Origin of the sequence: Enterobacter sp. TMH.L2 (assembly GCF_050847315.1) — a bacterium.
Classification (GTDB): Bacteria; Pseudomonadota; Gammaproteobacteria; order Enterobacterales; family Enterobacteriaceae; genus Cedecea.
In genome coordinates, this window is record NZ_CP193791.1 from 874,705 (window position 1) to 898,498 (window position 23,794).

The following is a 23,794-nucleotide window of genomic DNA, read 5'->3' on the forward strand; positions in this document are numbered from 1 at the left end:
AGAGAGGATGGTATGAGCAATACAGTTTTGGCTTTTGACGAAGCCGTACGTCAGCGTTTTTCATCCAGAGCGTTTCTGCCTACGCCGCTGACTGAGGCACAAATTCGGGATGTTTTGCAGGATGCCCAGCATTCGCCGTCCAACTGCAACACGCAGCCGTGGAACGTCCATATTGCCTCCGGCACAACCAAAGATGCGCTGCAAAAGATGATGATTGAGAACGATACGGCGGGTAACGTCACGCCAGATTTCAGCTTCAGCTATGACGATTTTCACGGAGATTATTACGAGCGCAGCCAGCGCCAGGCGAAGGTTTATTACGATGCGCTTGGCATCGCCCGTGACGATAAAGAGAAGCGCCGCGAAGCGTATCTGCGTAACTTCAACTTCTTCGGTGCACCACATGTAGCGTTCCTGTTTATGCCGTCGTTTGGCGACAACGTGCGCGTGGCGTCCGACATCGGTATGTACGGGCAGAGCTTCCTTCTGTCTTTGGCAGCGCGCGGTTTTGCCGGAATTCCGCAAACGCTGCTCGGCTTCCATGCCGATGCGACGCGTAAAATTCTTGGCGTGCCGGACGAGTATCGCCTGCTGTTCGGGATCTCCTTCGGCTATGCCGATCCGGACGCGCCTTCTGCTCAGGTTCGCATGTGGCGCCAGAGCGTGGACGACAGCGTGACGCTGCATAACTAGCGGCTGAGCGGGCGCTCCTTTTTCATGCCGATGGCCAGGGCCAGCAGGATCGCCGCCAGCGAAAGCGCGCTGGTGAGATCGGGAACCTGGCCAAGAATCAGCGCTGAGCTGAGCATGGCGAAGACCGGGATCAGCAGAGAAAGCGGTGCCACGCGGGAAGCCGGGTATGTGTGAAGCAGGGTATTCCAGCCCCAGTAGCAGAAGTGCGTGGCGGCATAAACCTGGAACAGCAGCGAAAACACGGCCTGTTTATCGATATTCTGCGCCAGCGAAGTGAAGGGCGCGGAACCGTGCCAGGCCCAGGTCAGCAGCACCAGCGGCACAGGGGGAAACAGGCTGGCCCACACCACAAAAGCAAAGATCTCTTTCACGCCGGAAAGTTTGATGATGATGTTCCCGGCGCTCCAGGCCAGCGCGCTGATCACAATCAGTATCAACCCGGTTAGCGTTGCGCTGCCGGCGCTATCCAGCACCACGCCAGGCAGCCCCGCCGTCGCCAGAACAATACCGCAGCGCTGCGGGCGCGTAAGGCGTTCGCCAAACAGCAGAACACCCCAGCCCAGGGTAAAAAAGGCGCTGAGCTGGATAAGCAAGGCGGCGCTGCCGGGCGGCACGCCAAACGCGATACCCAGATTGATCAGCGCCCACATCGCCACGCCAAAAATCAGGCCATAGGCCGCTACCCAATGTAAGGCTACTGCCGGGCGTTGGATAAAGAAAACCCACGGCAGGGCGGCAAATGTAAATCGCAGGGCGGTTAGTAGAAGGGGATCGATATGGGCCAGCCCGAGCCGGGTAAGAGGAAAGTTAATCCCCCAGGCGGCGGTGACGGCCAGGGCGAGAAAAAGGTGTTTGCGCTGCATGTCTGTGTCCGGTGAAAAGTGTCGCCGGGACTGTAGCGCTTCCCGAATTGGCCTGATTTTATTAACGGGTCAATTTTTGTTAAAATTGGGCCATGCAAAATAACATCACAGCAGTTTATCAGGATTCGCCTCAGGCAATCATCGTCACGGAAAAGCACTTCGCCGATGGGGATTGCTTCCCGGTGCACAGCCACGATCGCGGGCAGTTTGCCTACGCCGCAAGCGGCGTCATCTCCGTGGAGACGCCAGATGGAAACTGGGCAGTGCCGCCGCAGTGCGCCATTTGGGTGCCGGGCGGCCTGGTTCACGCCATGCAAATGCGCGGGCCGGTCATCATGCTTAACGGCTATATCAGTGATGCCGCAGCGCACAGGCTTAGTCTGCCGCAGACGAGCCAGGTTTTTGGCGTGTCAATACTGCTACGTGAGCTGCTTGCGCAGGCCGTGGCTCTGGCTGAGGCTTCCCAACCTGAAGGGCGAGACCGGAGCCTGCTTGATTTTCTGCTCTATGAAATTGCCTCGATGCCCGCGCTTTCTCTCAATGCCCCGCTGCCCGACGAACCTCGTCTGCAGGCGGCCTGTCGGGCGTTCTTACTGGCACCTTCGCTGGAAACGTCAGTCGATGATATGGCTGCGCGCGTGGGCATGAGCCGCCGAACCTTTACCCGCCAGTTCAGGCAGCAGACCGGCATCAGCTTTGTAGCATGGCGGCAACAGGCCTGCCTGCTGGCGGCGATAGGTCGGTTAGGTGAAGGGGAGGCGATCACGCGCATTGCGCTGGATTTAGGCTACAGCAGCCCTGGGGCTTTTTCTGGCGTGTTTAAAAAAGCGCTGGGGAAAACGCCGGGACGATATTTTGCTGAAAAACGGACAGATTGAGGCAATAAAAAAGCCGCTTTCGCGGCTTATTGTTTAAAGAAAGCTAATTATTCAGTGACCTTTTTCTTCAGGTCAGCAGCGCCTTCTTTGGTCTTATTCCAGCCTTTTTCAGCACCTTCTTTGGTTGCGTCCCAACCTTTCTCGGTGCCTTCTTTGGTTTTATGCCACGCCTTCTGGGAGCCTTCACTTATCTTGCTGCCCGTGCTGTCGCTCTTCCCTTCGGCGGCGTGTTTCGACTTAAGCTTCAGCTCTTCGCCTTTGTTCTCTGCCTCGTGCAGTTTCTCTTTGGCGGTGTTCGCGCCTTCGTGTGCTGCAGCGACGGTCTCATCGGTTGCATGTGTGGTGGTCGCGGCAAAAACAGGGGCAGCCAGCAGAATTGCAGATAAAGCGATGATCGTTTTTTTCATAATATCCTCAACAAACGTTATCAGTCCTTATGACCGAGAGTAAGCCTGGCACAGCGAAGCGGATGTTGCCTTAGGTAATATTCCTAAATGATTCAGGATGTTCACGGCTGGTGGATATATTCTGCTGAATAATCCACCAGAAGATAGGCTTATGGGTGGCGAATAAAACGCCCTATACGCTGCCGGAGCAGGCGATTCTCCTGGCGCAGGCGTTCGTTCTCCTCCAGCAGGGTGAGCGCCACGGCGATGCCCGGCCAGTCGAGTTCTAATTCTCGTCGTAGCCGCAATGCCCGCTGCGCTATGTTGATCGCGTGGTCGTCAAACTGCCACGGCCTGACTTCAAAATCGTAAGGCTCGACGACGCCAAGACCGACGATCTCATTGAGTTCCTCCTCCTGAATGCCGGTGTGCAGACAGAACTCGGTGATGGTAAAAGTGACGGTGACGTTAGCCATTATTTTTTCCCCCAATCTTTGCGCGGATTGAACGCCGACTGGGCGTCTGCCAACTGTTGCCAAAGCGCCGCAGCGTTTTCATCCGGCTTAGGCGGCATCACGATTTTGATCACCGCGAACAGGTCGCCGGTGTGCTGTTTGCTGACCAGCCCTTTGCCCTTGATACGCAGCTTCTGCCCGGCCTGGCTGCCGGCAGGAATGGTCATCAGAATGCTGTCTTTGAGCGTAGGAACCTCGACTTTTGCCCCCAGCGCGGCTTCCCACGGGGCCAGCGGGAGCACGACTTCAAGGTTGTGGCCGACGATGTCGAACAGCGGATGCGGCGCGATATGAATCACCAGCCACAGGTCACCGTTTGGCCCACCGTTTTCACCCGGTGTGCCCTGGCCTTTGAGCCGGATGCGTTGCCCGTCTCCGACGCCTGCCGGGATTTTTACATTCAGCGTTTTCGGGATTTCCTGTTCGACGATACCAAACACGTTATAGACCGGCAGCTTGTAGCTGATGGTGCGGCTGTGTTCGGCCAGCGTCTCTTCGAGGAATACGGCAACTTCGATTTCTAAATCGTGGCCGCGCGCGGCGTGCGGCTGGCGAGAATGCCTGGCCTGCTGGCCAAACATAGACGAGAAGATATCTTCGAAGTCCTGGGCGTTGTAGCTTTGCTCGCCGCCCTGGTGGAACTGCTGATTAAACTGCGGGTCGTTGCGGTGCTGCCACATCTGGTCGTACTCGGCGCGGCGCTGCTCGTCGCTCAGCACTTCCCAGGCTTCCGCCACTTCTTTAAAGCGGGCTTCTGCGTCGGGCTCTTTGCTGACGTCGGGGTGATATTTGCGCGCCAGGCGGCGGTAGGCGGTTTTGATGGTTTTGAGTTCGTCCGTCGGTTTCACGCCCATGATGGCGTAATAATCCTTTAATTCCATAGCGTTATCTCGCATAAATCGGTGCATGCAGAACAGAATGTGCGGAAAAGTGTCGCCGATAAGTATAGGCCCGTTGCGGGAAGGTGGGGCGGTGATGGCGGGTTTTTTCGGGCCAGGGATCTGGCCAGAATTTATGACACCTTAAGCCTCGGACGCTGTTGAAAATTTATCCCGACAGGCGTATTGTTTATGTACGGTTTTTTTCCGTACACCTTAAGGTGTTCATTGATTTCATCCTCCTGCTGACACCTGCGGCAGGTCGGGGAGTAAATACAGGATGTCAGCTTTAAAAAAACAGCGCATCGACCTCAGATTGAGTGACGACGACAAAAGCATGATCGAAGAGGCGGCAGCCATGTCCAATCAGACGATCACCCAGTTTATGATTGCCTGTGCGTCGGCTCGCGCTGCGGAAGTGATCGAACAGCATCGCCGCCTGGTGCTAAATGAAGCATCGTGGAACCGAGTGATGGATGCCATTAGTAACCCGCCTGAACCGGATGACAGGCTAAAACGTGCAGCAAGGCGTCTGAAAGACATGGAGTAAGCCGTGGCCGACCTGACTATTGAATTGTTTTCAGCAGACACCGCCTATGATTTTCACGGCTTTGACTGCGGAGAAACGTCTCTGAATGCTTTTCTCGCCGAACACTTTATTCGCCAGCACAATGGCCGCTTTTTACGTGGCTATCTTCTCGTGACCAAAGACGCCAACCCCAAAGTCCTGGGCTACTACACCTTATCCGGCAGCTGTTTTGAAAAAGAGGCGCTTCCGTCGAATAGCCAGAAACGAAAAATTCCTTATGCCAATGTGCCCAGCGTGACGCTGGGGCGACTGGCTATTCATAAAGATCTGCAGGGCAAGGAATGGGGTTCAACGCTTGTGGCTCACGCGATGAGAGTGGTTTATTTAGCGTCACAGGCGGTGGGCGTTCATGGGATTTTTGTCGATGCCATTAACGACAATGCGAAGCACTTTTATCAAAAATTAGGCTTTATTGCGCTGGTGGGGAAAAACGCTAATTCGCTTTTTTATCCAACCAGGTCGATTGAAAAATTATTTGAAGAAGAATAAACGATCTATTTGATCCCCCGCCAGTTTCAGACTTACTGAATTGAAATCTAGTGCACTTCCTTCTATGGTCTGAGATCGGAGAATGATCGAGTATTTTCCGGGCACCTGCCTCTGGAATATTTTAATAAAGACTAAAAGGAATCTCGTTTTGAAAACTTATCATATCGCTACCCTGGCATCTGTTTTTCTGCTGGCCGCCTGTGCTGGCCCGCAGTCGGCAAAAACATCGCAAATTAAAGACCTGACCGCCCCGCAAAGCATCGCTTTTGCCGGCAAAACCTACGGGCAATCCTTCACTCGCTCAACGCCGCAGCAGGCGGTGTGGGAATACACCACCGACGGTGAAAAAGCCGAAAACTGGCAGTGGACCCGGCTGATTACGGTTAACCAGATCAAACTCAATGCCCCGCTTGACCGCTGGATGCAGGCGACGGCGGTGGAGTTAAACCGCACGGTGCCGAAGCCACATTTCGATATAGCGAAAAATGGCGACGTGGCCGAGGTTCGGATTATCTATCTGCCGAAGCCGGGGGACGCAAAGCAAAGCGGCTACGAGTCTGACGTGTGGCTCGCCCGTGAGGCCTGCGGCGGCATCGTCAACCTGCAGTTTGCCCGCCAGTATCCCGCCGACGCGAAAGTAACCGAAAACGACATGGTGAAGCGTATTAAGGCGGATAACGACAAAGATATGGCGGCATTGCAGGCGTTAAACTGGAAAGCGGAGTGCCGCTAACCCGGGTCCCCGGTCGAATCAGGCCGGGGCATTTTATTACACCTCAGCGGCATGACTTATTATTCAGCATGGCAAAGACTTGTATTAATTTACCGGCCTGCCAGAATTCATTTATTGAATAGTTTACTCCCGTAACTTATTGAAAATGAGCTTTCGATTATTTTGAGCTGGGTCCCAGGGAAAGCTCAGATTGCTTCAAAAAAAACCTGACATTTGTTATATTGTGCTGATTGCTTATTCACCTAAGCGGTGCCAAAAAGAACAAGATCCACCGCGACCCAGGAAAATGAAATGTTAGATTACCGCTTCCCGACAGCTTTGCAGATGGTTCTCAGCGTAGCGATGGCGGAGCAAATGGGTGAACGTTCGACCAGCGCAATCCTCGCCTACGGCCTGGAAGCCAACCCGAGCTTTATCCGTAAACTGATGGTTCCCCTCACGCGCGACGGCATTATTGTCTCGACGCTGGGGCGCAACGGTTCCATTCATCTTGGCCGCCCGGCCGAAGAGATAACCCTGCGAGATATTTACCTGTCAGTGATTGAAGACAAAAAGATTTGGGCTTCCCGCCCGGACGTGCCTGCCCGCTGCGTGGTGAGCGCCAACGCCTGCTGGTACTTTAAAACGATTGCGGAAGAAGCCGAAGAGGCGTCGCTGGCGGTGCTGGCTCGCCATACTGTGGCCAGCGCGCTGGAGAAAGTGAAAAAGAGCGATACCAGCGGCTGCCAGCCGGTGCCTGAGCTAGAGGCGCTGTACAAAAAAGGCCATTAAGCGCCGCAGCCACTTTCCGCAGAAATAAAAAACCGCCTCTTTGAAAGGCGGTTTTTTATTGGGCTCATCAGGCAGTTTTTACACCGCCTGATTTAGGGCATTCACGCCTCGACAGTTTTTGCCTGGGTTTTGCCGCGCGTAACGAGCTTACGCAGCGTGACGTAGAACACCGGCGTCAGGAACAGACCAAACAGCGTCACCCCTAACATGCCCGAGAACACCGTCACCCCGGTCACGCCGCGCACTTCTGCCCCCGCGCCATGGCCCAGAATCAGCGGGATAGTCCCGGCGATAAAGGCAATCGAGGTCATCACGATAGGGCGCAGACGCAGGCGGCAGGCTTCCAGCGCGGACTCCATAATGCCTTTGCCCTGCATCTCCAGCTCGCGAGCGAACTCGACGATCAGGATAGCGTTCTTACAGGCCAGACCCATCAGCACCACCAGCCCGACCTGGACGAACACGTTGTTATCGCCCCCGGTCAGCCAGACGCCAAACAGCGCGGACAGCATGGTCATCGGCACGATCAGGATCACCGCCAGCGGCAGTGTCCAGCTTTCGTACAGCGCGGCGAGCACCAGGAACGCCAGCAGCACCGCCACCGGGAAGACGATCATCGCCGTGTTGCCCTGGGTTGCCTGCTGGTAGCTCAGATCCGTCCATTCGATGTTCATCCCGTTCGGCAGCACCGGGCCGGACATGGCGGCCAGTTTAGTCATAGCCTGAGCGGAAGAGAGCACGCGTGGATCGGCATCCCCGATGAGATCCGCCGCCGGGTAGCCGTTGTAGCGGATCACCGGGTCCGGTCCGTAGGTGGTGGTGATTTTCACCATGCTGCCGATCGGCACCATTTCACCCTGGCTGTTGCGGGTGCGCAGGTTGCCGATGTCTTCCACGCTGTCGCGGAACTGCCCGTCGGCCTGGGCCATCACGCGCCAGGTACGACCAAACTCATTGAAGTCGTTCACGTAGGACGAGCCCAAATAAGTCTGCAGCGTGCCGAACAGGTCGGTCAGCGACACGCCCTGGGCTTTGGCTTTGTCGCGGTCTACCTGCACATCCAATTGCGGCACGTTCGCCTGGTAGGTGGAGATCGGGAAGTGCATCCCCGGCGTTTGCATGATCGCGCCGGACATGGTGTTCACCGCGGTTTGCAGCGCCCCGTAGCCTAAGCCCGCCCGATCCTGGATATACAGCGAGTAGCCGGAACCCTGGCCCAGGCCCAGAATTGGCGGCGGCAGAATTGAGAAGCCGAAGCCTTCCTGAATTTGCGAGATTTTGGCGTTGATCTCGGCGTTAATTTCCGCCGCGGTATGTTTGCGCTCACCGAACGGCTTCAGGCCGAAGAACACCGTGCCGGTATTCGGCGTGTTGGTGAACTGCAGCGCGTTGAGGCCAGGGAATGCCACCGCGTAATCCACGCCTTCGGTGTTCATCCCGATTTCGCTCATCTTGCGGATCACTGCGTCGGTGCGCTCCAGCGAAGAGCCTTCCGGCATCTTCACGCCGCCGATCAGGTAGAGCTTATCCTGGGTCGGAATAAACCCGCCCGGCACGGTTTTGAACATCACTCCGGCAGCACACAGCAGCAGCACGTACACCGCAAACACCGCGCCACGGCGGCCAAGGGTTTTACTCACCAGGCCCTGGTAGCCGTCCGAACTGCGGTGGAAGAAGCGGTTGAACGGGCGGAACAGCCAGCCGAACAGGCGGTCGATCAGCCGGGTAGGCATGTCCTTCGGCGCGCCGTGCGGCTTCAGCAGCAGGGCCGCCAGCGCCGGGGAGAGCGTCAGGGAGTTAATCGCCGAGATCACCGTCGAAATGGCGATGGTCACCGCGAACTGCTTGTAGAACTGCCCGGTGACGCCGGAGAGGAACGCCATCGGCACGAACACCGCGCACAGCACCAGGGCGATAGCGATAATCGGCCCTGAAACCTCGCGCATGGCCTGGTGCGCCGCCTGCAGCGGGGCAAGCCCTTCTTCGATGTTACGCTCGACGTTCTCCACCACCACGATGGCGTCATCCACCACGATACCGATGGCGAGCACCAGCCCGAACAGACTCAACGTGTTCAACGAGAAGCCAAGCAGATAAAGAATACTGAACGTCCCCACCACTGAAACCGGGACGGCAATCAGCGGGATAATCGACGCGCGCCAGGTTTGCAGGAACAGGATCACCACCAGCACAACCAGCACCACGGCTTCCAGCAGGGTTTGCACCACCGCCCGAATGGAGTCGCGCACGAACACGGTCGGGTCATAAGGTGCCGCCCACTTCATGTCTTCCGGGAAGCGAGTGGACAGCTCGGCCATCTTGGCGCGCACGGCGTTAGACAGATCGATGGCGTTGGCGCCGGGGGCCTGGAAGATACCGATCCCGACCGCATCTTTGTTGTTCAACTGGGAGCGCAGGGCATAACTGCCTGAACCCAGCTCGATACGCGCCACGTCACGCAGGCGAACCAGCGACCCGTCCGTGGCGGTTTTCAGGATGATGTTGCCGAACTCTTCTTCGCTGTGCAGGCGGCCCTGGGCGTTAATGGAGATCAGGAAGTCGCTCGCTTTTGGCAGCGGCTCAGCCCCGAGCTGACCGGCAGAGACCTGCACGTTCTGCTCCTGCATGGCCGTGACCACGTCAGAGGCCGTCAGGCCACGCGCCGCCACTTTGTTCGGATCCAACCACACACGCATGGCGTATTCGCCGGAGCCGAAAATCTGGATCTGCCCGACGCCCGGCAGGCGCGCGAGTTCGTCCTTCACTTTCAACGTGGCGTAGTTACGCATGTACAGCGAGTCGTACTTGCCGTTCGGCGAGAACAGATGCACCACCAGGGTTAGCGTCGGCGATTGTTTCTGGGTGGTGATGCCGAGGCGGCGAACGTCTTCCGGCAGGCGAGCTTCGGCCTGGGAAACACGGTTCTGCACCTGAACCTGCGCCTGATCCGGATCGGTACCCGGACGGAAGGTCACGGTTGTCACCAGCACGCCGTCAGAGCCTGCAACGGATTTCATGTACATCATGTTTTCGACGCCGTTAATCGCTTCTTCCAGCGGCGTCGCCACGGTTTCAGCGATCACTTTCGGGTTGGCGCCAGGGTATTCCGCCCGGACCTGCACGCTTGGCGGCACGACGTCCGGGTATTCACTGATCGGCAGCAGCGGGATCGCGATAAGCCCCGTAATAAAAATCAGAATCGACAGCACCGCCGCAAAAATCGGCCTGTCGATAAAAAAGCGGGAAAAGTCCATGCGTCGGATTCTCTGGTAAGGGATCAGTTAACGGCAGCGCTGGTAGCGGCCATGGCGACAGGTTTCGCGTTCACCGGCATGCCCGGCATAAACACTTTCTGTAGCCCGTCGACGATGACTTTATCGCCAGGGTTCAGCCCCTGCTGCACGATGCGCAGCCCGGCGGCCAGGCGGCCCGGCGTGATGTCGCGGCGCTGGGCCTTGCCGTCTTTATCCACGATGTAGACGTATTTTCTGTCCTGGTCAGTCAGCACCGCTTTGTCGTTGATCAGCAGGGCCTGGAACTCTGCACTACCCGGCAGGCGAACGCGGGCGAACAGCCCCGGCGTGAACTGACGCTGGGCGTTATCCAGCAGGGCGCGCATGCGGATGGTGCCGGTGCTGGCGGTGAGCTGGTTGTCGAGGAAGTCTACGGTGCCCTGATGCGGGTAACCTTCTTCGCCGGACAGGCCAATTTCAACCGGCAGGGCTTTATGGTCGCTGGACGCGCCCTGGCCGCTGCGGGCGAGGTTCTGGTAGTGCAGATAGGTGGATTCATCCACGTCGAAGTAGGCGTAAACCGTCTTCTGAGACACCACGGTGGTGAGCACGCTGGCGCTGTCGCCCGCCGTTACCAGGTTACCGCTGGTGATCAGCGCGCGGCTGGCACGGCCGTCGATCGGGGCGGTGACTTTTGTGAAGTCGAGGTTTAGCTGAGCCGCGTCAACCGCCGCTTGTGCCGCACGAATATCGGCGTCGGCCTGGGTAGCGGCGGAGCGGCGCTGTTCCCACTCTTCGCGGGAGATCACGTTGGTGCCGATCAGCTTGTCGGTGCGGCTGGCTTCGCTGCGGGCAAGGCTGGCCTGGGTTTTGGCTCTCATCAACGCCGCCTGCGCCTGTTCCAGCGCGGCGCGGTAGGTTCTGTCGTCGATGGTGAACAGAACTTCGCCTTTCTTCACTTCCTGGCCGTCGGTGTAGTTCACTTTGTCGATATAGCCGGAGACGCGGGGGCGGAGCTGAACGCTTTCCACCGCTTCGATGCGGCCGTTAAAACTATCCCACTGGCTGACGGGTTTCACCACCACGTCGGCGACGCTCACGGCTGGTGCCTGCGGCACGGCGTTTTGTGCGACTCCCCGGTCGCATCCGGCGAGCAGCGCGGCAAGCAGTACCGGCCCCAACACGCGCAGATGAAGGCTAACCCAATGTTTTTGCAGGCTCATTATTCTTATTCCGATAGTTGAAGTCGGCCGGGCAAGACGCAGCGGAGGGTGCCGCGCCACTTCCTTTGTCCGGGCTGACCTGAGGCCATTTGTGTCGCTCATCGGCACAAAATGTGTATCAATTACGAATACAGTATCGCGGCGATTGTAGGAAGGCGTAGAACTAAGTGCAAGAATAATTGTTGCACTTTCTGTGCTATTTGTGCCATTCGAAAAAGGCCCATTTGTAACGAGGGTTTAATGTAACAATAAAACTTGCAATTATTGTCAAAGCAGGTCAGATTTAAATGCAACTGATAAAGATGCTTTTAACAAACCCGCAGGGGAGAGAGACAATGAGCACCGATGCCTTCATGCATGATTTACTCGGCTGGATTGATACCCACCTCGACAGCCGCCTCGACATCAATACCGTTTCAGCGCGGGCAGGGTACTCGAAGTGGCACCTGCAGCGGATCTTCAAGCAGCACACCGGCTACAACCTGGGTGAGTACATCCGCGCGCAAAAGCTGAAGAAATCCGCCGAGCGCCTGAGCCGCACCGCAGAGCCGATCCTGAACGTGGCGATCTCCCTGGGCTTTGACTCCCAGCAGTCTTTCAACCGCAGCTTTAAGCGCCAGTACGGCATCGCGCCGGGCGTATGGCGTCGGCAGTTGGCTCACTCCGGGAACCGCTATGGGGCCTGAGGTTTTTTGCATGCGGGAAATCCGCTTTATACTCGGTTACACCCGACGATAAACCCCGGCAATGACTCCGGGGTTGGCGTCACACTTTAGACTCTGCGCGGCTTCGGCGCGATCACGTCCTCGATAAACGCTTTGACCTGCTTCTGCCTGCGGGCGGAAAAGTTACACACCTTGCGCAGCGTCTGCATGATCTCCGGCTCTTCCGACGGCGGCAGCGGCTCTTTGGCCGTTAATATCAGGCAGCCCGGCAGAACCCGCACCTCCACGCTTGTGCCCGTATCAAAACCCGCTTCCGCAAGCCAGAATCCATTCAACGTTATGGCGGGTGAAGGCTGGAATTTTTTCGAATCTCGAATGTAGCCCACAGTATAAGTCCTTGTTGTTGTGGGGATGTGCTTCTCTGGCTTATTATGCTCGTTAGTCATAATCAACTCTCGCTCGTTAGTTGGTTGTGATTAGCGGTTAGGGCGGGTTGCCGCCTGCCTTAATCGCGCTTTCTTTTGGATCTCTTCTTTACAGCTATTCTTACTGCTTAAAACTGCTTACTTCATGCGGGGATTATACCTTGGCACCCTGTTTGACTGGGAAATAGGGGAGGGAAATGGAATGCGGCTCGCAGAAAAAATATGGATGGATTTACAGGGGAAAGTTGAGGCTGTGGTGACTTGATTTCTATTAGAAAAACAACTGGGAAAAATATAATGATTGGAAATAGTTACATATCGCTCAATTCAGCATTAAGAGGATTTTTTTCCCGGTGTTGCTATTCGCAGCTTTTTCAGCCCACAGCGCCACTTATGAAGATATTCAACGTTTCAATAGCAGCTTGAAACCTGGAGATAAGATCGAATGCAAGATTTTTGGGGAATTGAATGGTAGGTCAGGTTAAAACACCAGTAGCATGTTACTACACGGAGAGGTATCGCTATATCTAAGGTATCAAACAGATGCGATAGTTTTTCTGTATGACCTTGAATAGTAAACCTACAGATATCCTTTATTGCATCTCGAAGTAACCATGATGCATACTGATTGATTCATGAAAATGAATGATTGTTGGATATGCATTTTTTGTCGAAGCTAAAGTTTTCTAACGGACTTTTGCTTACGTTACGAAATGGTATGGAAAGCGTTGCGCAATGTGCCTAGGCATGGCATGGGAACGGTTGCGTGTAATCAGTAATACTCCCATATTCAACTTCTTCATGATATGTTAGTGAGAACTTGACGGCTGCTTGTGTTGCCCGTGCGTAAAAACATAAATTAATTGGATGGATCATGAAGGAATCAGTCAGCGCATCATTAATCATTCAAGGTAAACATAGGTTTTATAGTCTAACTCTTCCTATCGAAATCATAGCAAGTTGCTGTTCTCCTAATCCTCGCTCCGAAGACCCTGAGGAAGGGTTTCAACGAAGTTTAGATGAGAATAGAGCGGAATCAATCGCAAGTTATATTTATAATGGTGGTGTGATACCATCAAGTATTATTCTTTCAGCCCAAGCATCTGCTGATTTTGAATACAATAGTAAGAAGAAAACCTTAAGTTTTAATAACGACATTAAATCATTCTTGATTATAGATGGTCAACACCGTGCTTATGGTTTTAGAAAATTATATGAAAAAGGGTTTGATGATAAAAAATTACGTATTCCAGTTGTTATTTTTTCAGAATTAACACCGATTGATGAAGCAAGATTATTCATTGATGTAAATACATTACAAAAGCCAGTTCCTAAAGAACTATTGCTGGATATCAAAAAACTAGCTGAAACCGAGAATGCAGAAGAGGAAATGCTAGATCTGATCTTTACTCTATTCGAGGAAAATACAACCAGTTCATTGGTTGGGAAATTATCTAGATTCGAAAAGAAAAGAAATCTTATATCAAAAGTGACATTTTATGAAGCTTTTAAATTAATATTGCGAGCTTTTGATATTTCTAGTCCACAACGGTTGTTTGAGATTGTCAACGCATATCTGTTTGCAGCTGAAGATTTATTAAATGCTCAAGGTATTAGTTTTGATGAGGTGATAATCAAACCTACATCATTCAAAATATTGATTGGTCACAGCAAGGCTGTTATTGCAATGATATTCGATAATTCACCTGAATCCTCTAGCTTGATTAGCGAGCATAAAAAATATTTGAAAAGAAGTTTGAATGGAAATATAGCAACTATATTAAATAATCGAGCCACCGCTAAATCTATCGAATTACTTGATAATAAATTGCTTAAAAGAAATATTGTAATATGACAAATCTCGTTAAAATTGAACGACTCTTTAAAACAATATCCTGCCCCCCAATTTTGGGGGCAGGTAGGGTTGCGCATGGAAGAACTATTGAGAAGTTAGATAATCTTGATTTCGCATTGACTAATGTAGTAGTTCAGCCAAATCAAGTGTTGACACTACAGATGATAGACTCTAAAGAGTTTGCATATTATATGTCAGGAGAAGCTAATAGGTTTTTCCTTGCCTCAATGATCTCCTTAGATAGGGCAAAAAATGATGATAGTGAAAATTTATCATGGCAGATTGTTGAGCATTATTATGCAGCGTATTATGCAGTGCATTACTTGATTCGTGTATCAGGCACTAGTTTAACTAATATTGATAAGGCGGCACTCAGTACTATTTTGAGAGCAAATATAACGGGGAGTGTCTATCAGGGGCTAGCAAGTGGGTTAAACTTGATGTGTTATGATCAGTTATGTGAAAATGTAGTGTTGCATAAAAAAGATAAAAAAGGAGGCTCTCATATTGACGCATGGGCGTCTTGGGTCTCGGTTATTGAAAAACTACTGTTGGCGGCTAATTTAGATATTGAGGAATATACAGAGAGTGCCGTGTCACTCTCTGAACATCTTAATTTTATTAGAAGAAGTAATGATACGTTTAGTCCCACAGTAATTCGAAATGAAATAAATTATCAGTTTTCTAACAATGCCTGGTGTTTTGACGATCTAACTAAAAATAAAATAAATAGAGTGAGGCGTGTATTATCTGAAAATAACATATCACTTAGTGGTAATGGCGATTTGCTTGAAAATTTGATTTGTAATAATAATTTTATTATATCGTTGGCTAAAAAAGTTTTCTTATCAGCTTCGGAGAATAACTCAAAAAGTATTTGTAGAAGTTTGTTAAATAAATATAAAAGGAAAATTCCCGCCTTGATATGAAAAGGTGGGAAGGTTTTCATTAGCTTGAATATTCAGTATATTAATTTTTATCTCATCACCTATCCAATGATTAAATTCTTCAACCTTTTTTGTAATGATGAAAATTAATTTCTTAAAAATACCTTACAGCCTTTCTTTATGATCTCATCCCTATCATTATAGGCGGTACGCGGTGAGCAGCCATAGTATCGACACGGCTAACGTTCTGACATTGCCGGGTTTCCATAGTTTTATGCACCTCAAAAATAATAAAGCTTTATGAGGTGCCTAACAAGGTGCCTAGAAGGTTCGGATTTAATTAGTTCAGTTCGGACTGCACGAGATAAATTGCAAACACAAAAAAGCCCGCATAGCTTGAACCATGCGGGCTTTCAGGACTTCGTATCGGGCTCTGGTAACCGTCAACAAAGGATTTTGGTGGGCTGGCGGAGTCTGAATTGGCCTGCTAACCACCTGAATTAAAATGTTAATTATTCAATTCAATTATTCTTTGGTGCCTAAGAAGGTGCCTAAAACTAATTTTCATTTTATCGGTCCGCTTGGCCTTATCTTACAAGGCTGCTCAGGAGATGGCGAGAGCTGGTTTCGACAATCACCTCGCCGGGCTCCTCTGCGATACGCAGAGTAAGCCCTTGAGCATTAACGGCAGCTATCAGTTCAGCGAGCTCGATACCGTCAACATCGACCGCGATTTTCCCCATGTTCAGCGCCAGCACGTTGATGCTGTCAGCGTTAAGGTTCAGACCGATTTTCACTGTGTTTTGTTCTCTCGATACCGGCCCGTTGTGATGCTGGTTATGGTACTGTAGCCGCTGCTTACTATCAGTCCGGTTGCACGACGGGCACGCAGAATATCGATGGCACCAATCAGCGGTGAGCACTCGCTGAGGTTGAAACGGCTGTTGTCGGTGCGCACCAGTTCATACCTTTCCACAATGAAATTGACAGCATCACACAGGGAGATACCGGCGTTGATGTGCGCCTGAATCACGCTGTCGTCGCCAAACGGTGTGTCGTTGAGCGTGAGGCCATAGTGTTTATCCAGCAGATGTGTGAGCAGCATTTGCCAGACCTGCTCGGGCGACGGGCAGGGTTCAGCCGCCCGTGGTTCGGGTAAGGGTAAATTTTGCATGTGGTGTGATCCTGTTGTCAGATGCGGTAGGTCAGCCGGTGACTGCCGGAGAGGGATAAATCGCGATGTAAACGTAACCGTGTGAACCGAGCGTATCGGCTTGGCAGGTCAGCCCAATGTGATGCAGGGTAACGCGTTGCTGAAGGCGGGGATTCAGCTCTCCAGTTGAAAGCATCTGTTCCAGCTGTTTCATTATTAGCGGAAAAGCCTGGTCCAGACGCAGTGCTTCAGTGTTGCTGAAGTCGCCGTTAAATCCTGCCCGGTCAGCCAGAAAGTGCAGCCGGTGGCCTTCCTGCACCAGCCTGGCACCGAAACACGGCGTTTTATCGCACGTGAGCCCCCATCGTTCAGAATGCATATGTCCTCCTTCAGGACCAGCCGCGTTCGGCAAACGAGACAATCTTTTTACTGCCGACAATCAGATGGTCCAGCACTCGCACCTCAACCAGCGCCAGCGCTTTTTTCAGCCGTTCAGTGATACGCCGGTCGGCCTCGCTGGGCTCGGCATATCCGGAGGGGTGATTGTGGGCAAAGATGGCAGCGGCGGCGTTGTGCCGTAATGCGGCTTTAACCACCTCGCGGGGATGAATTTCTGTGCTGGCGATGGAGCCATGAAACAGGGTTTCGTGTGCCAGCAGCCGGTTCTGGTTGTCCAGAAACACCACCATAAACACTTCCCGCTCCAGCCCTGCAAGGTTAAGCCTCAGCCAGTTGCGGGTGAGTGCTGTTGAAGTAAACGCCACGCCGGGCTCGCGCAGGTGATTTTCTATAAGCGTCAGTGCGCGTTTTATGGTGCGGTGTGATGAAAGTGGAAGGGGTAATACGGCCGTTTCCATAATGTCCTCCGGGATCAGTCGATGATGTGCATGATGGCGCTGCTTTCAGGATGGCTCAGCGCAAATTCTCGCAGGTGATAGTAGTGTTCGCTCATGGCAGGGCTGCCGGTTCTGCAGGCGTGATGGCTCCAGTTCAGCAGGCAGACACTGATGCCAGCCGCTTCGCTGCTCATCTCCGCGCTGTTGCCATTCAGTTTGTTGAACAAGGCCCAGTTGTCTTCGCTATCGGGTGCGATGAAGGCACCACCGTTGCTGAGCGTGTAATAATTCCAGTATCCACCGTTGTAGGCTTCACACAGGCGATCCATCCAGGCAAAAGCGCGAGGCTCCAGCAGCATCCATTGCGGAATTTTGCCGAAGTGCTTGGGCCAGAAGTTAAGACGCTGCCTGTCCGGTACGGGTGACGCGGTGATGAGTGCTGTGGTTTGATCCATGTTGATTCCGTATTAGTCGTTTAATAAACAAAAAGGCCATGCTTCCCGGAGGAGGCATGGCCTGACGTTGATTAATTTGCGGTCTGTTAAAAAACGCTTAACCGGCAGTATTTTTGCAACCGCTAAGTTCGTTCAGCACTTTTCTCGTATTTCCTGTGCTAGGCGTGAAACTGCCTACTTTTTTATCGTTCACATAGACATCGAATGCGGCAGTGTTACCCAGCGCGTCAATAAATGAAATCCAGGCATTATCACCATTTCGCCATCCCAGCGAGGCAGGTATGGGAAACTGCTGGTCATCCATTACTACAGTGATGGATGTTTGCTCATCGCGAGAATCGGCACGGTTGCCGTCTGGCAGGTCGATAAGCACTTTGTGCTGCAGTACATTCTGCGCATCCGGGTTTATCGTGCAGTTGAGGTTAAAAGTGGCATTCTGCTGGTTTGTAATCAGATATTCGGTGACACCCTGGCCGAAGCCACTGCTCCACATGTTAGGAACCGCAAAAGAAGTAATGGGAAATAAGAATATAGTTAAAATCGATAGTTTTTTCATATCCAAACCTCAACTGATTATATTTTATTTTTTGTCAGGCCATTTATAACGGAATACTTCCTTTCCATTATACAGTCCGACCATGTCATCAAACTGAGGTCTTTTACTGTTAGGCCGAAATGTTACTTTCATGTTGGGACTGCACAACTCCTTAGCTGTTACATTAAATTTGACATCAGGAGTGATTGTGTAACCCTTTGCAATATAATCTGTTACGCTGTTCTTGTTACCAGGGTTGATCCATCCCCAAACGCCAGCCTCGCAATTTTTCGAAGGTGCGGAGCGTATCAGAATAAATCCACCAGTCGCGTCAATTTCTGTAGCCTGGCACGTTTTTCTTACCTGCTGGTAAGCATTGCACCAAAACCTGTTGCCATTCTTATTGTTGACTGCTGCAGGTAACACACCTTTATAAAGGTTGGATGCCTCCGCTGAATTTGATGAAATTATTCCAGTTGCGATTCCAGATATTAATAACAATAATTTTGTTTTTTTCATTTTATGGTCCTTTTATTTGGTTAAATACTTTTGGTACTAAAGGAAGATATAATGTCTTCGATACACTGAAAGTGAGGTAATGCCTTGAGAAATTCCGGGCGTAAAAGCACGCTGGTGAACTCTCTTTTTGGTGTAAACATCTCTGAATGAAACGTGACGGAATGAATGATGTGCAGCGGGAAAACGGTTATTTGCCCGAGATGCTCTCCTGCCAGAAACCAGCCACCGGCACTGAAAATTAGCCGGTAAGGTGCAAGGCCATCACAACGGCATCCGTCGGCGAGCAAGGTAATAAGACGTTGTTCAGTCGCAGCTCTAACCAGGCGTGTAAAAATACCCGGACGGGGTGGTGAAGCTTGTGATTCCTGATGCCACACAAGGCACGGCGGCGAGCCCTGACGATTCAGAAGTGAGCTGACCAGATGACTGTCCATATCCGGAAACAGCGAACCTATACCTGACTGACGGGCAAATTGCATCGCAGCCTCTTCCCTGAATTCATGCCGCCCTCCCGTCAACAGACGGCAGCAGCCGTTCTGATATTCGAGATCGAGGTAAATCAAGCGTTCGCGAAAATCACGCTGCAGCGTGCGTTCCGAAACACCAAACTCTGCCGCAAGCAAACGCACATTCAGCGTTTCACCAGCGATCAAGCGGCTGATAATCAGCGACAGCCGGACAGACAGGCGATCATAGCGACGCTCAGCCTGAGACATTTATGATCTCCATAACAGGTAAGTAATTAATAAAGATGGCGTTACTGTAATGTGCGCAGTGGACAGGTTATGTCGGCGGCGCGTGGCTACGTGGTTAGTGCGGAACGATATGCTGGGTGCGAAGTGAGGAGGTGTTACAGGTTTACAGCTGGTATTATCATCTCCTGATGCAGACAGGTTGTGTCGGTGATGCTGGAATTGTCTGTAAACCAATGGATAAACGAAATAATCCACCGTCTACATGATGAGGTTTCATTTAGTCAGAAGAAAATCCAGTCCCAGACAGCACGCGCCATCGACACTACGGCATCCCGGACACTATTAATCACGGCTTTAAATGACTGAGGTAGAGTCGTTGTCGCTGAATCAAACACTGCACCGGTCGCACGACCGAAATCTTCACGCGCCTGCTTTTTTACGGATTCACTGCACAACCTCTCGTGCAGTTGCGTTGCCACAGGGCTGGTCGCTCGATCCGGGAGGCAACTCATCATGGTTTCGACCAGCAGTGGGAGATTCCATTCCGTTCTGGCAGAGATGCTGCACACTGGGTTAAAGGGTGAGAACAGGTGGCGAATGGATTCCTTTTTGGCATCAATATTAGCCGACTGATTCGATGATGGTGTATTGCTGGTGGCATCCCATTCATGGCTGGGTTCAATTTTATCGGCCTGATTGATAACAAAGAGTACACGAAGCTGATAGTCAGCCATCACCTGCTGATAAAAGCGCTCATCAATAGAGAAAGCGCGATCATCAGCTTTGATAACCCATAGGATCAGATCCAGCTCAGGAAGAATATTGCGGTACAGAGCTTCGTACTCCTCATCGCGCATTTCACTTTCACCAACGCCCGGCAAATCAACCAATACCAGGCTGTGGCTGCCGCTGTAAACACGAAAATGCAGTGCCTCTCGAGTACAAGCGGTGACATCACTGACAGGTGTCACTTCTCCGGCAAACAGTGCGTTGCATAAACTACTTTTACCAGAGCCCGTTTTACCCATGATGCCAATCACGGGTTCGTATCTGCTGAGTGTGTGAAAGTGGTCGAGGATAAGATTTCGAACAGTGGCAGGAAGCGAAGCCAGCGGCTTCTCAATGGCCTGAAGGCCGTCAGATTTTGTCATACAGAGATCTCAGCGTGAAAATAAAAATCCCCGCGATCCTGTAAGGATGCGGGGGACTCAGTGAGATGATATATATCTGAAATTATTTAGAATGTGCGGCAAGTAAGATCGAGGACATGTCCGATTTTGTCTAATCACGAATCATACACCGCTGTTGAGTGCAATTTGAACAACTTGTATCTCATTGAGGTTCTGGCGGGCTGCTTTGTGCAAGGAGCGGGCATTGTTTACAGTTCTATAAGCTGTTATTGCAAATATCATGCTGATGGAATCAAGTGACTGAATATTAATGGAAAAAATTTTAAATGATGAATTGCATCTTGTGCTTGTTAGGCTTTTTCTATAACAGGCATCGTTCTTCAGCAGGGCACGATGTTAAGATAGGCATTAGTCAATTAAAGCGGTATACCATCTTGCAGGGTGAATTTTGAACATCTCATTGCTATGTCGTAATTGATTGAATTAAAAGTTTAACTTTAAGTTGCTTAGTCAACCAAAAATTTTTGTTTAAAAAGCGTTCGACACTTAATGCTGCTTGGATGGGATTGTCATGGAGATGTGAGAGATATGCAAAGTTCTGAGAAAGAAACTCGGATTGCTGTTATCGATAGTCAATTGTGCATTGCTGGGTGGGATGTACAAGATCCAACCAAAGTTGTGCAAGAATTTGATATCCTCACGAACCAATCAGAAGGTGTGGCTGAACCTCACCAGGAGTATGGTGGGCACCAGTTCAGTGACTATGTGCTCTTAGGGAAAGATGGCAAACCACTTGCAGTAGTCGAAGCTAAGCGCACTAGTAAAGATGCGGCTCTGGGCCGTGAGCAAGCGAAGCAGTATTGCTACAATATCCAGAAGCAATTGGGTGGTGAGCTACCCTTCTGCTTTTACACCAATGGGCACGAGCTTTATTTCTGGGATCTAGAAAACGCACCGCCGCGTCAGGTCTTAGGTTTCCCCACGCGAGACGATTTGGAACGCTTTGCATACATCCGTCGCAATCGAAAGCCGTTGACGCAGGAATTCATTAATACCTCAATTGCTGGTCGTGACTACCAGATCCGTGCTATTCGTTCGGTGCTTGAAGGTATTGAACAAAAAAGGCGTGACTTTCTTCTGGTTATGGCCACTGGCACAGGCAAAACGCGCACTTGCATTGCCATGGTTGATGCTTTGATGCGTGGCGGACATGCTGAAAGGGTACTATTTCTCGTGGATCGCATCGCTTTGCGCGAGCAAGCATTGGCTGCTTTCAAAGAGCACTTGCCGAATGAACCGCGCTGGCCAAATGTGGGGGAAAAGCTGATTGCAACGGACCGCCGCATATACGTCGCGACCTACCCGACAATGCTCAACATCATCCGGGATGATGTGCAGCACCTGTCGCCGCACTTCTTCGATTTCATCGTCGTTGATGAGAGCCATCGCTCGATCTATAACACATTCGGCGAGGTACTCGATTATTTTAAAGCCATCACATTAGGGCTGACTGCCACGCCAACTGATATTATCGACCACAATACCTTCCAGCTATTTCACTGCGAAGACGGTATTCCCTCGTTCGCTTATACCTATGAAGAGGCTGTAAACCACGTGCCGCCTTATCTCTGCAATTTTCAGGTTATGAAGATTCAAACCAAATTCCAGATGGAAGGTATCAGCAAACGCACTATTTCGTTGGAAGACCAGAAAAAGCTGATCTTGCAAGGCAAGGATGTCGAAGACATCAATTTTGAGGGTACCCAGCTTGAAAAGCAGGTGATCAACAAGGGTACCAATACTCTGATCGTCCGCGAGTTCATGGAGGAGGCAATAAAAGATGCCAACGGAGTACTGCCCGGTAAGACTATCTTTTTCTGCGCCACCAAGGCCCATGCCCGGCGTATGGAAGAAATCTTCGATAAACTCTATCCGCAATATCACGGAGAACTGGCTAAGGTGCTGGTATCGGAAGACCCACGAGTCTATGGGAAGGGGGGCCTTCTCGACCAGTTCACTAACAATGACATGCCGCGCATTGCCATCAGCGTGGATATGCTCGACACTGGTATTGATGTACGTGAAATCGTCAACCTTGTGTTCGCTAAGCCAGTCTATTCTTACACCAAGTTCTGGCAGATGGTCGGGCGCGGCACGCGCCTGTTGGAAACCAGCAAACCCAAGCCTTGGTGCCTTAAAAAGGATATGTTCCTGATCCTCGACTGCTGGGACAACTTCGAATACTTCAAGCTCAACCCAAAAGGCAAAGAACTCAAACCGCAATTGCCATTGCCGGTGCGTTTGGTCGGCCTGCGGCTTAACAAGATCGAGAAGGCTTATGACCGTGGTCATGCCGATATTGCCAGTCGTGAAATTGCCAAGCTTCGCGTGCAGATTGCAGCGTTGCCCAAAGAGTCGGTCGTAATCAAGGAGGCTGTCGTAGCTCTGGTGCGGCTGGAGGATGACAACTTTTGGATTAATCTCAGCCACGACCGACTGGAATTCTTACGTGCTGAAATCAAACCTCTGTTCCGTACTGTTTCTGAGGTCGATTTCAAGGCTATGCGCTTTGAGCGCGACCTGCTTGAATATTCTCTGGCTGTGCTTGATGAAAACAAGGAACAAGCCGAAATACTCAAAGAAGGCATCGTCGAGCAGATCAGTGAATTACCGCTGTCCGTCAGCTTTGTGCAACAAGAAGAAGCGCTGATCCGCATGGCACAAACTAACCACTATTGGGTCAAAGCCGATGAGAATGCGTTCGATGTTATAGTCACCAAGCTCGGCCCTTTGATGAAGTTCCGTGAAAAAACTAGAGGCGAGGAGCAAACTAAACTTGATTTGGTCGATGAGATTTATAAGAAAGAATGGGTGGAATTCGGGCCGCAGCACGAAGCCGTCAGCATTACCCGCTACCGTGAAATGGTCGAAAACTTGATTACCGAGCTGACCGAGCACAATTCGGTGCTACAGAAAATCAAGAACGGTGACGCGGTGAGTAGCCAGGAAGCCAATGAACTGGCAGAGGTACTGCATGAAGAGCATCCGCACATTACCGAAGATCTGCTGCGTCAAGTTTATAAGAACCGTAAGGCACGTTTCGTTCAGTTCATCCGCCATATCCTTGGCATAGAAGTGCTTAAAAGCTTTCCTGATGAGGTCAGTGCAGCCTTTGACCAGTTCATCCGCTCCCACACGACGCTCAGCAGTCGGCAAATGGAATTCCTTAATCTGTTGAAGAATTTTATTGTCGAGCACGAAAGGATTGAGAAGAAAGACTTGATTAACGCCCCCTTCACGGTAATCCACCCTCAAGGTATTCGTGGCGTGTTCAACCCATCTGAAATTAACGAGATTCTGCAACTGACCGAACGGTTGGTTGCCTAAA

General features: G+C 51.4%; 25 protein-coding genes and 1 pseudogene. 10 read left to right on the forward strand and 16 right to left on the reverse strand.

Translation table 11 applies throughout. From position 1 onward, the window contains the following. Positions 1-12 precede the first annotated feature (12 nt). Positions 13-693 (forward strand): nitroreductase, encoded by a 681-nt coding sequence (locus ACREYP_RS04245; RefSeq protein WP_008458205.1) that lies wholly within the window; start codon positions 13-15, stop codon positions 691-693. Here the strand turns inward: ACREYP_RS04245 and ACREYP_RS04250 are convergent. Continuing rightward, positions 690-1,556, reverse strand: a complete 867-nt coding sequence (locus ACREYP_RS04250) for an EamA family transporter (protein WP_336819493.1) — start codon at positions 1,554-1,556, stop codon at positions 690-692. The genes ACREYP_RS04245 and ACREYP_RS04250 overlap by 4 nt on opposite strands. Before the next feature lie 92 nt (positions 1,557-1,648). On the opposite strand from ACREYP_RS04250, the gene ACREYP_RS04255 reads away from it, so the two are divergent. Further along, the gene (locus ACREYP_RS04255) at positions 1,649-2,434 is read left to right on the forward strand and encodes an AraC family transcriptional regulator (RefSeq protein ID WP_008458203.1); all 786 of its coding nucleotides are present in this window, start codon (positions 1,649-1,651) and stop codon (positions 2,432-2,434) included. A 47-nt stretch (positions 2,435-2,481) separates the two neighbouring features. On the opposite strand, the gene ACREYP_RS04260 is transcribed toward ACREYP_RS04255, so the two are convergent. The 3 genes from ACREYP_RS04260 to cbpA all read right to left on the reverse strand — a co-directional run bounded on the left by ACREYP_RS04260 (position 2,482) and on the right by cbpA (position 4,216). Continuing rightward, positions 2,482-2,841, reverse strand: a complete 360-nt coding sequence (locus ACREYP_RS04260; protein WP_166869063.1) for a KPN_00521 family repetitive protein — start codon at positions 2,839-2,841, stop codon at positions 2,482-2,484. Between the two features lie 149 nt (positions 2,842-2,990). Beyond that, positions 2,991-3,296 (reverse strand): chaperone modulator CbpM, encoded by a 306-nt coding sequence (cbpM, locus tag ACREYP_RS04265; protein WP_008458201.1) that lies wholly within the window; start codon positions 3,294-3,296, stop codon positions 2,991-2,993. Beyond that, positions 3,296-4,216: a curved DNA-binding protein gene (gene cbpA, locus ACREYP_RS04270; RefSeq protein ID WP_008458200.1), complete on the reverse strand. Its 921-nt coding sequence runs from the start codon at positions 4,214-4,216 to the stop codon at positions 3,296-3,298. Before cbpA ends, cbpM begins: the two co-directional genes overlap by 1 nt. 277 nt (positions 4,217-4,493) lie before the next feature. Here cbpA and ACREYP_RS04275 point away from each other — a divergent pair, with 277 nt between their 5' ends. The 4 genes from ACREYP_RS04275 (at position 4,494) to oqxR (ending at position 6,795) form a co-directional block, all read left to right on the forward strand. Next, entirely contained in the window at positions 4,494-4,763 is a 270-nt protein-coding gene (locus ACREYP_RS04275; protein WP_039297448.1) for a type II toxin-antitoxin system TacA family antitoxin, read from the forward strand. 3 nt (positions 4,764-4,766) lie between these two features. After that, positions 4,767-5,291 carry a GNAT family N-acetyltransferase gene (locus ACREYP_RS04280; protein WP_336819497.1) on the forward strand — a complete coding sequence of 175 codons (525 nt, stop codon included), beginning with the start codon at positions 4,767-4,769 and terminating at the stop codon, positions 5,289-5,291. Positions 5,292-5,439: 148 nt separating this feature from the next. Further along, complete coding sequence (locus tag ACREYP_RS04285) at positions 5,440-6,024, forward strand: HI_0983 family protein (protein ID WP_336819499.1); 585 nt, start codon at positions 5,440-5,442, stop codon at positions 6,022-6,024. Between the two features lie 291 nt (positions 6,025-6,315). Next, positions 6,316-6,795 (forward strand): efflux pump transcriptional repressor OqxR, encoded by a 480-nt coding sequence (oqxR, locus tag ACREYP_RS04290; RefSeq protein WP_008458195.1) that lies wholly within the window; start codon positions 6,316-6,318, stop codon positions 6,793-6,795. Between the two features lie 101 nt (positions 6,796-6,896). On the opposite strand, the gene oqxB is transcribed toward oqxR, so the two are convergent. Both oqxB and oqxA read right to left on the reverse strand, forming a co-directional pair. Beyond that, entirely contained in the window at positions 6,897-10,049 is a 3,153-nt protein-coding gene (gene oqxB, locus ACREYP_RS04295; protein WP_336819501.1) for a multidrug efflux RND transporter permease subunit OqxB, read from the reverse strand. Between the two features lie 23 nt (positions 10,050-10,072). Next, positions 10,073-11,251 carry a multidrug efflux RND transporter periplasmic adaptor subunit OqxA gene (oqxA, locus tag ACREYP_RS04300; protein ID WP_172744482.1) on the reverse strand — a complete coding sequence of 393 codons (1,179 nt, stop codon included), beginning with the start codon at positions 11,249-11,251 and terminating at the stop codon, positions 10,073-10,075. Positions 11,252-11,586: 335 nt separating this feature from the next. Here oqxA and ACREYP_RS04305 point away from each other — a divergent pair, with 335 nt between their 5' ends. After that, on the forward strand, positions 11,587-11,937 hold the full coding sequence (locus tag ACREYP_RS04305) for a helix-turn-helix domain-containing protein (RefSeq protein ID WP_336819505.1): 351 nt from the start codon (positions 11,587-11,589) through the stop codon (positions 11,935-11,937). 86 nt (positions 11,938-12,023) lie between these two features. Here the strand turns inward: ACREYP_RS04305 and ACREYP_RS04310 are convergent, their stop codons facing one another. Beyond that, entirely contained in the window at positions 12,024-12,302 is a 279-nt protein-coding gene (locus ACREYP_RS04310; RefSeq protein ID WP_336819507.1) for a SymE family type I addiction module toxin, read from the reverse strand. A gap of 913 nt (positions 12,303-13,215) precedes the next feature. Between ACREYP_RS04310 and ACREYP_RS04315 the strand changes: the two genes are divergently transcribed. Both ACREYP_RS04315 and ACREYP_RS04320 read left to right on the forward strand, forming a co-directional pair. Further along, on the forward strand, positions 13,216-14,196 hold the full coding sequence (locus ACREYP_RS04315) for a DGQHR domain-containing protein (protein WP_336819509.1): 981 nt from the start codon (positions 13,216-13,218) through the stop codon (positions 14,194-14,196). Further along, entirely contained in the window at positions 14,193-15,125 is a 933-nt protein-coding gene (locus ACREYP_RS04320; protein WP_336819510.1) for a hypothetical protein, read from the forward strand. The genes ACREYP_RS04315 and ACREYP_RS04320 overlap by 4 nt, the downstream gene beginning before the upstream one ends. A 605-nt stretch (positions 15,126-15,730) precedes the next feature. Here ACREYP_RS04320 and ACREYP_RS04325 read toward each other — a convergent pair. The 9 genes and pseudogenes from ACREYP_RS04325 to ACREYP_RS04365 form a co-directional block, all read right to left on the reverse strand. Beyond that, positions 15,731-15,880, reverse strand: a pseudogene (locus ACREYP_RS04325) (DUF5983 family protein); the annotation flags it as partial. After that, a complete protein-coding gene (locus tag ACREYP_RS04330; RefSeq protein ID WP_498881115.1) occupies positions 15,877-16,257 on the reverse strand; it encodes a TA system toxin CbtA family protein in 381 nt (126 codons plus the stop codon). The gene ACREYP_RS04330 and the pseudogene ACREYP_RS04325, both read right to left, overlap by 4 nt. A gap of 31 nt (positions 16,258-16,288) precedes the next feature. Continuing rightward, positions 16,289-16,615, reverse strand: a complete 327-nt coding sequence (locus tag ACREYP_RS04335) for a type IV toxin-antitoxin system YeeU family antitoxin (RefSeq protein WP_107320048.1) — start codon at positions 16,613-16,615, stop codon at positions 16,289-16,291. Positions 16,616-16,625: 10 nt separating this feature from the next. Further along, positions 16,626-17,093, reverse strand: coding sequence for a RadC family protein (radC, locus tag ACREYP_RS04340; protein WP_107320047.1), 468 nt, complete (start codon positions 17,091-17,093; stop codon positions 16,626-16,628). Between the two features lie 14 nt (positions 17,094-17,107). Next, positions 17,108-17,527 (reverse strand): antirestriction protein, encoded by a 420-nt coding sequence (locus tag ACREYP_RS04345; RefSeq protein ID WP_107320046.1) that lies wholly within the window; start codon positions 17,525-17,527, stop codon positions 17,108-17,110. A gap of 97 nt (positions 17,528-17,624) precedes the next feature. Next, entirely contained in the window at positions 17,625-18,083 is a 459-nt protein-coding gene (locus ACREYP_RS04350) for a YfjT/YkfB family phage-associated protein (protein WP_107320045.1), read from the reverse strand. Positions 18,084-18,107: 24 nt separating this feature from the next. Beyond that, on the reverse strand, positions 18,108-18,581 hold the full coding sequence (locus ACREYP_RS04355; RefSeq protein WP_498881116.1) for a hypothetical protein: 474 nt from the start codon (positions 18,579-18,581) through the stop codon (positions 18,108-18,110). A gap of 20 nt (positions 18,582-18,601) precedes the next feature. Beyond that, on the reverse strand, positions 18,602-19,297 hold the full coding sequence (locus tag ACREYP_RS04360; protein WP_107320043.1) for a transcriptional regulator: 696 nt from the start codon (positions 19,295-19,297) through the stop codon (positions 18,602-18,604). A 260-nt stretch (positions 19,298-19,557) separates the two neighbouring features. After that, positions 19,558-20,427, reverse strand: a complete 870-nt coding sequence (locus tag ACREYP_RS04365; protein ID WP_498881117.1) for a GTPase family protein — start codon at positions 20,425-20,427, stop codon at positions 19,558-19,560. 567 nt (positions 20,428-20,994) lie between these two features. Here ACREYP_RS04365 and ACREYP_RS04370 point away from each other — a divergent pair. Next, the gene (locus tag ACREYP_RS04370; protein WP_498881118.1) at positions 20,995-23,793 is read left to right on the forward strand and encodes a type I restriction endonuclease subunit R; all 2,799 of its coding nucleotides are present in this window, start codon (positions 20,995-20,997) and stop codon (positions 23,791-23,793) included. Position 23,794: the final 1 nt, after the last annotated feature.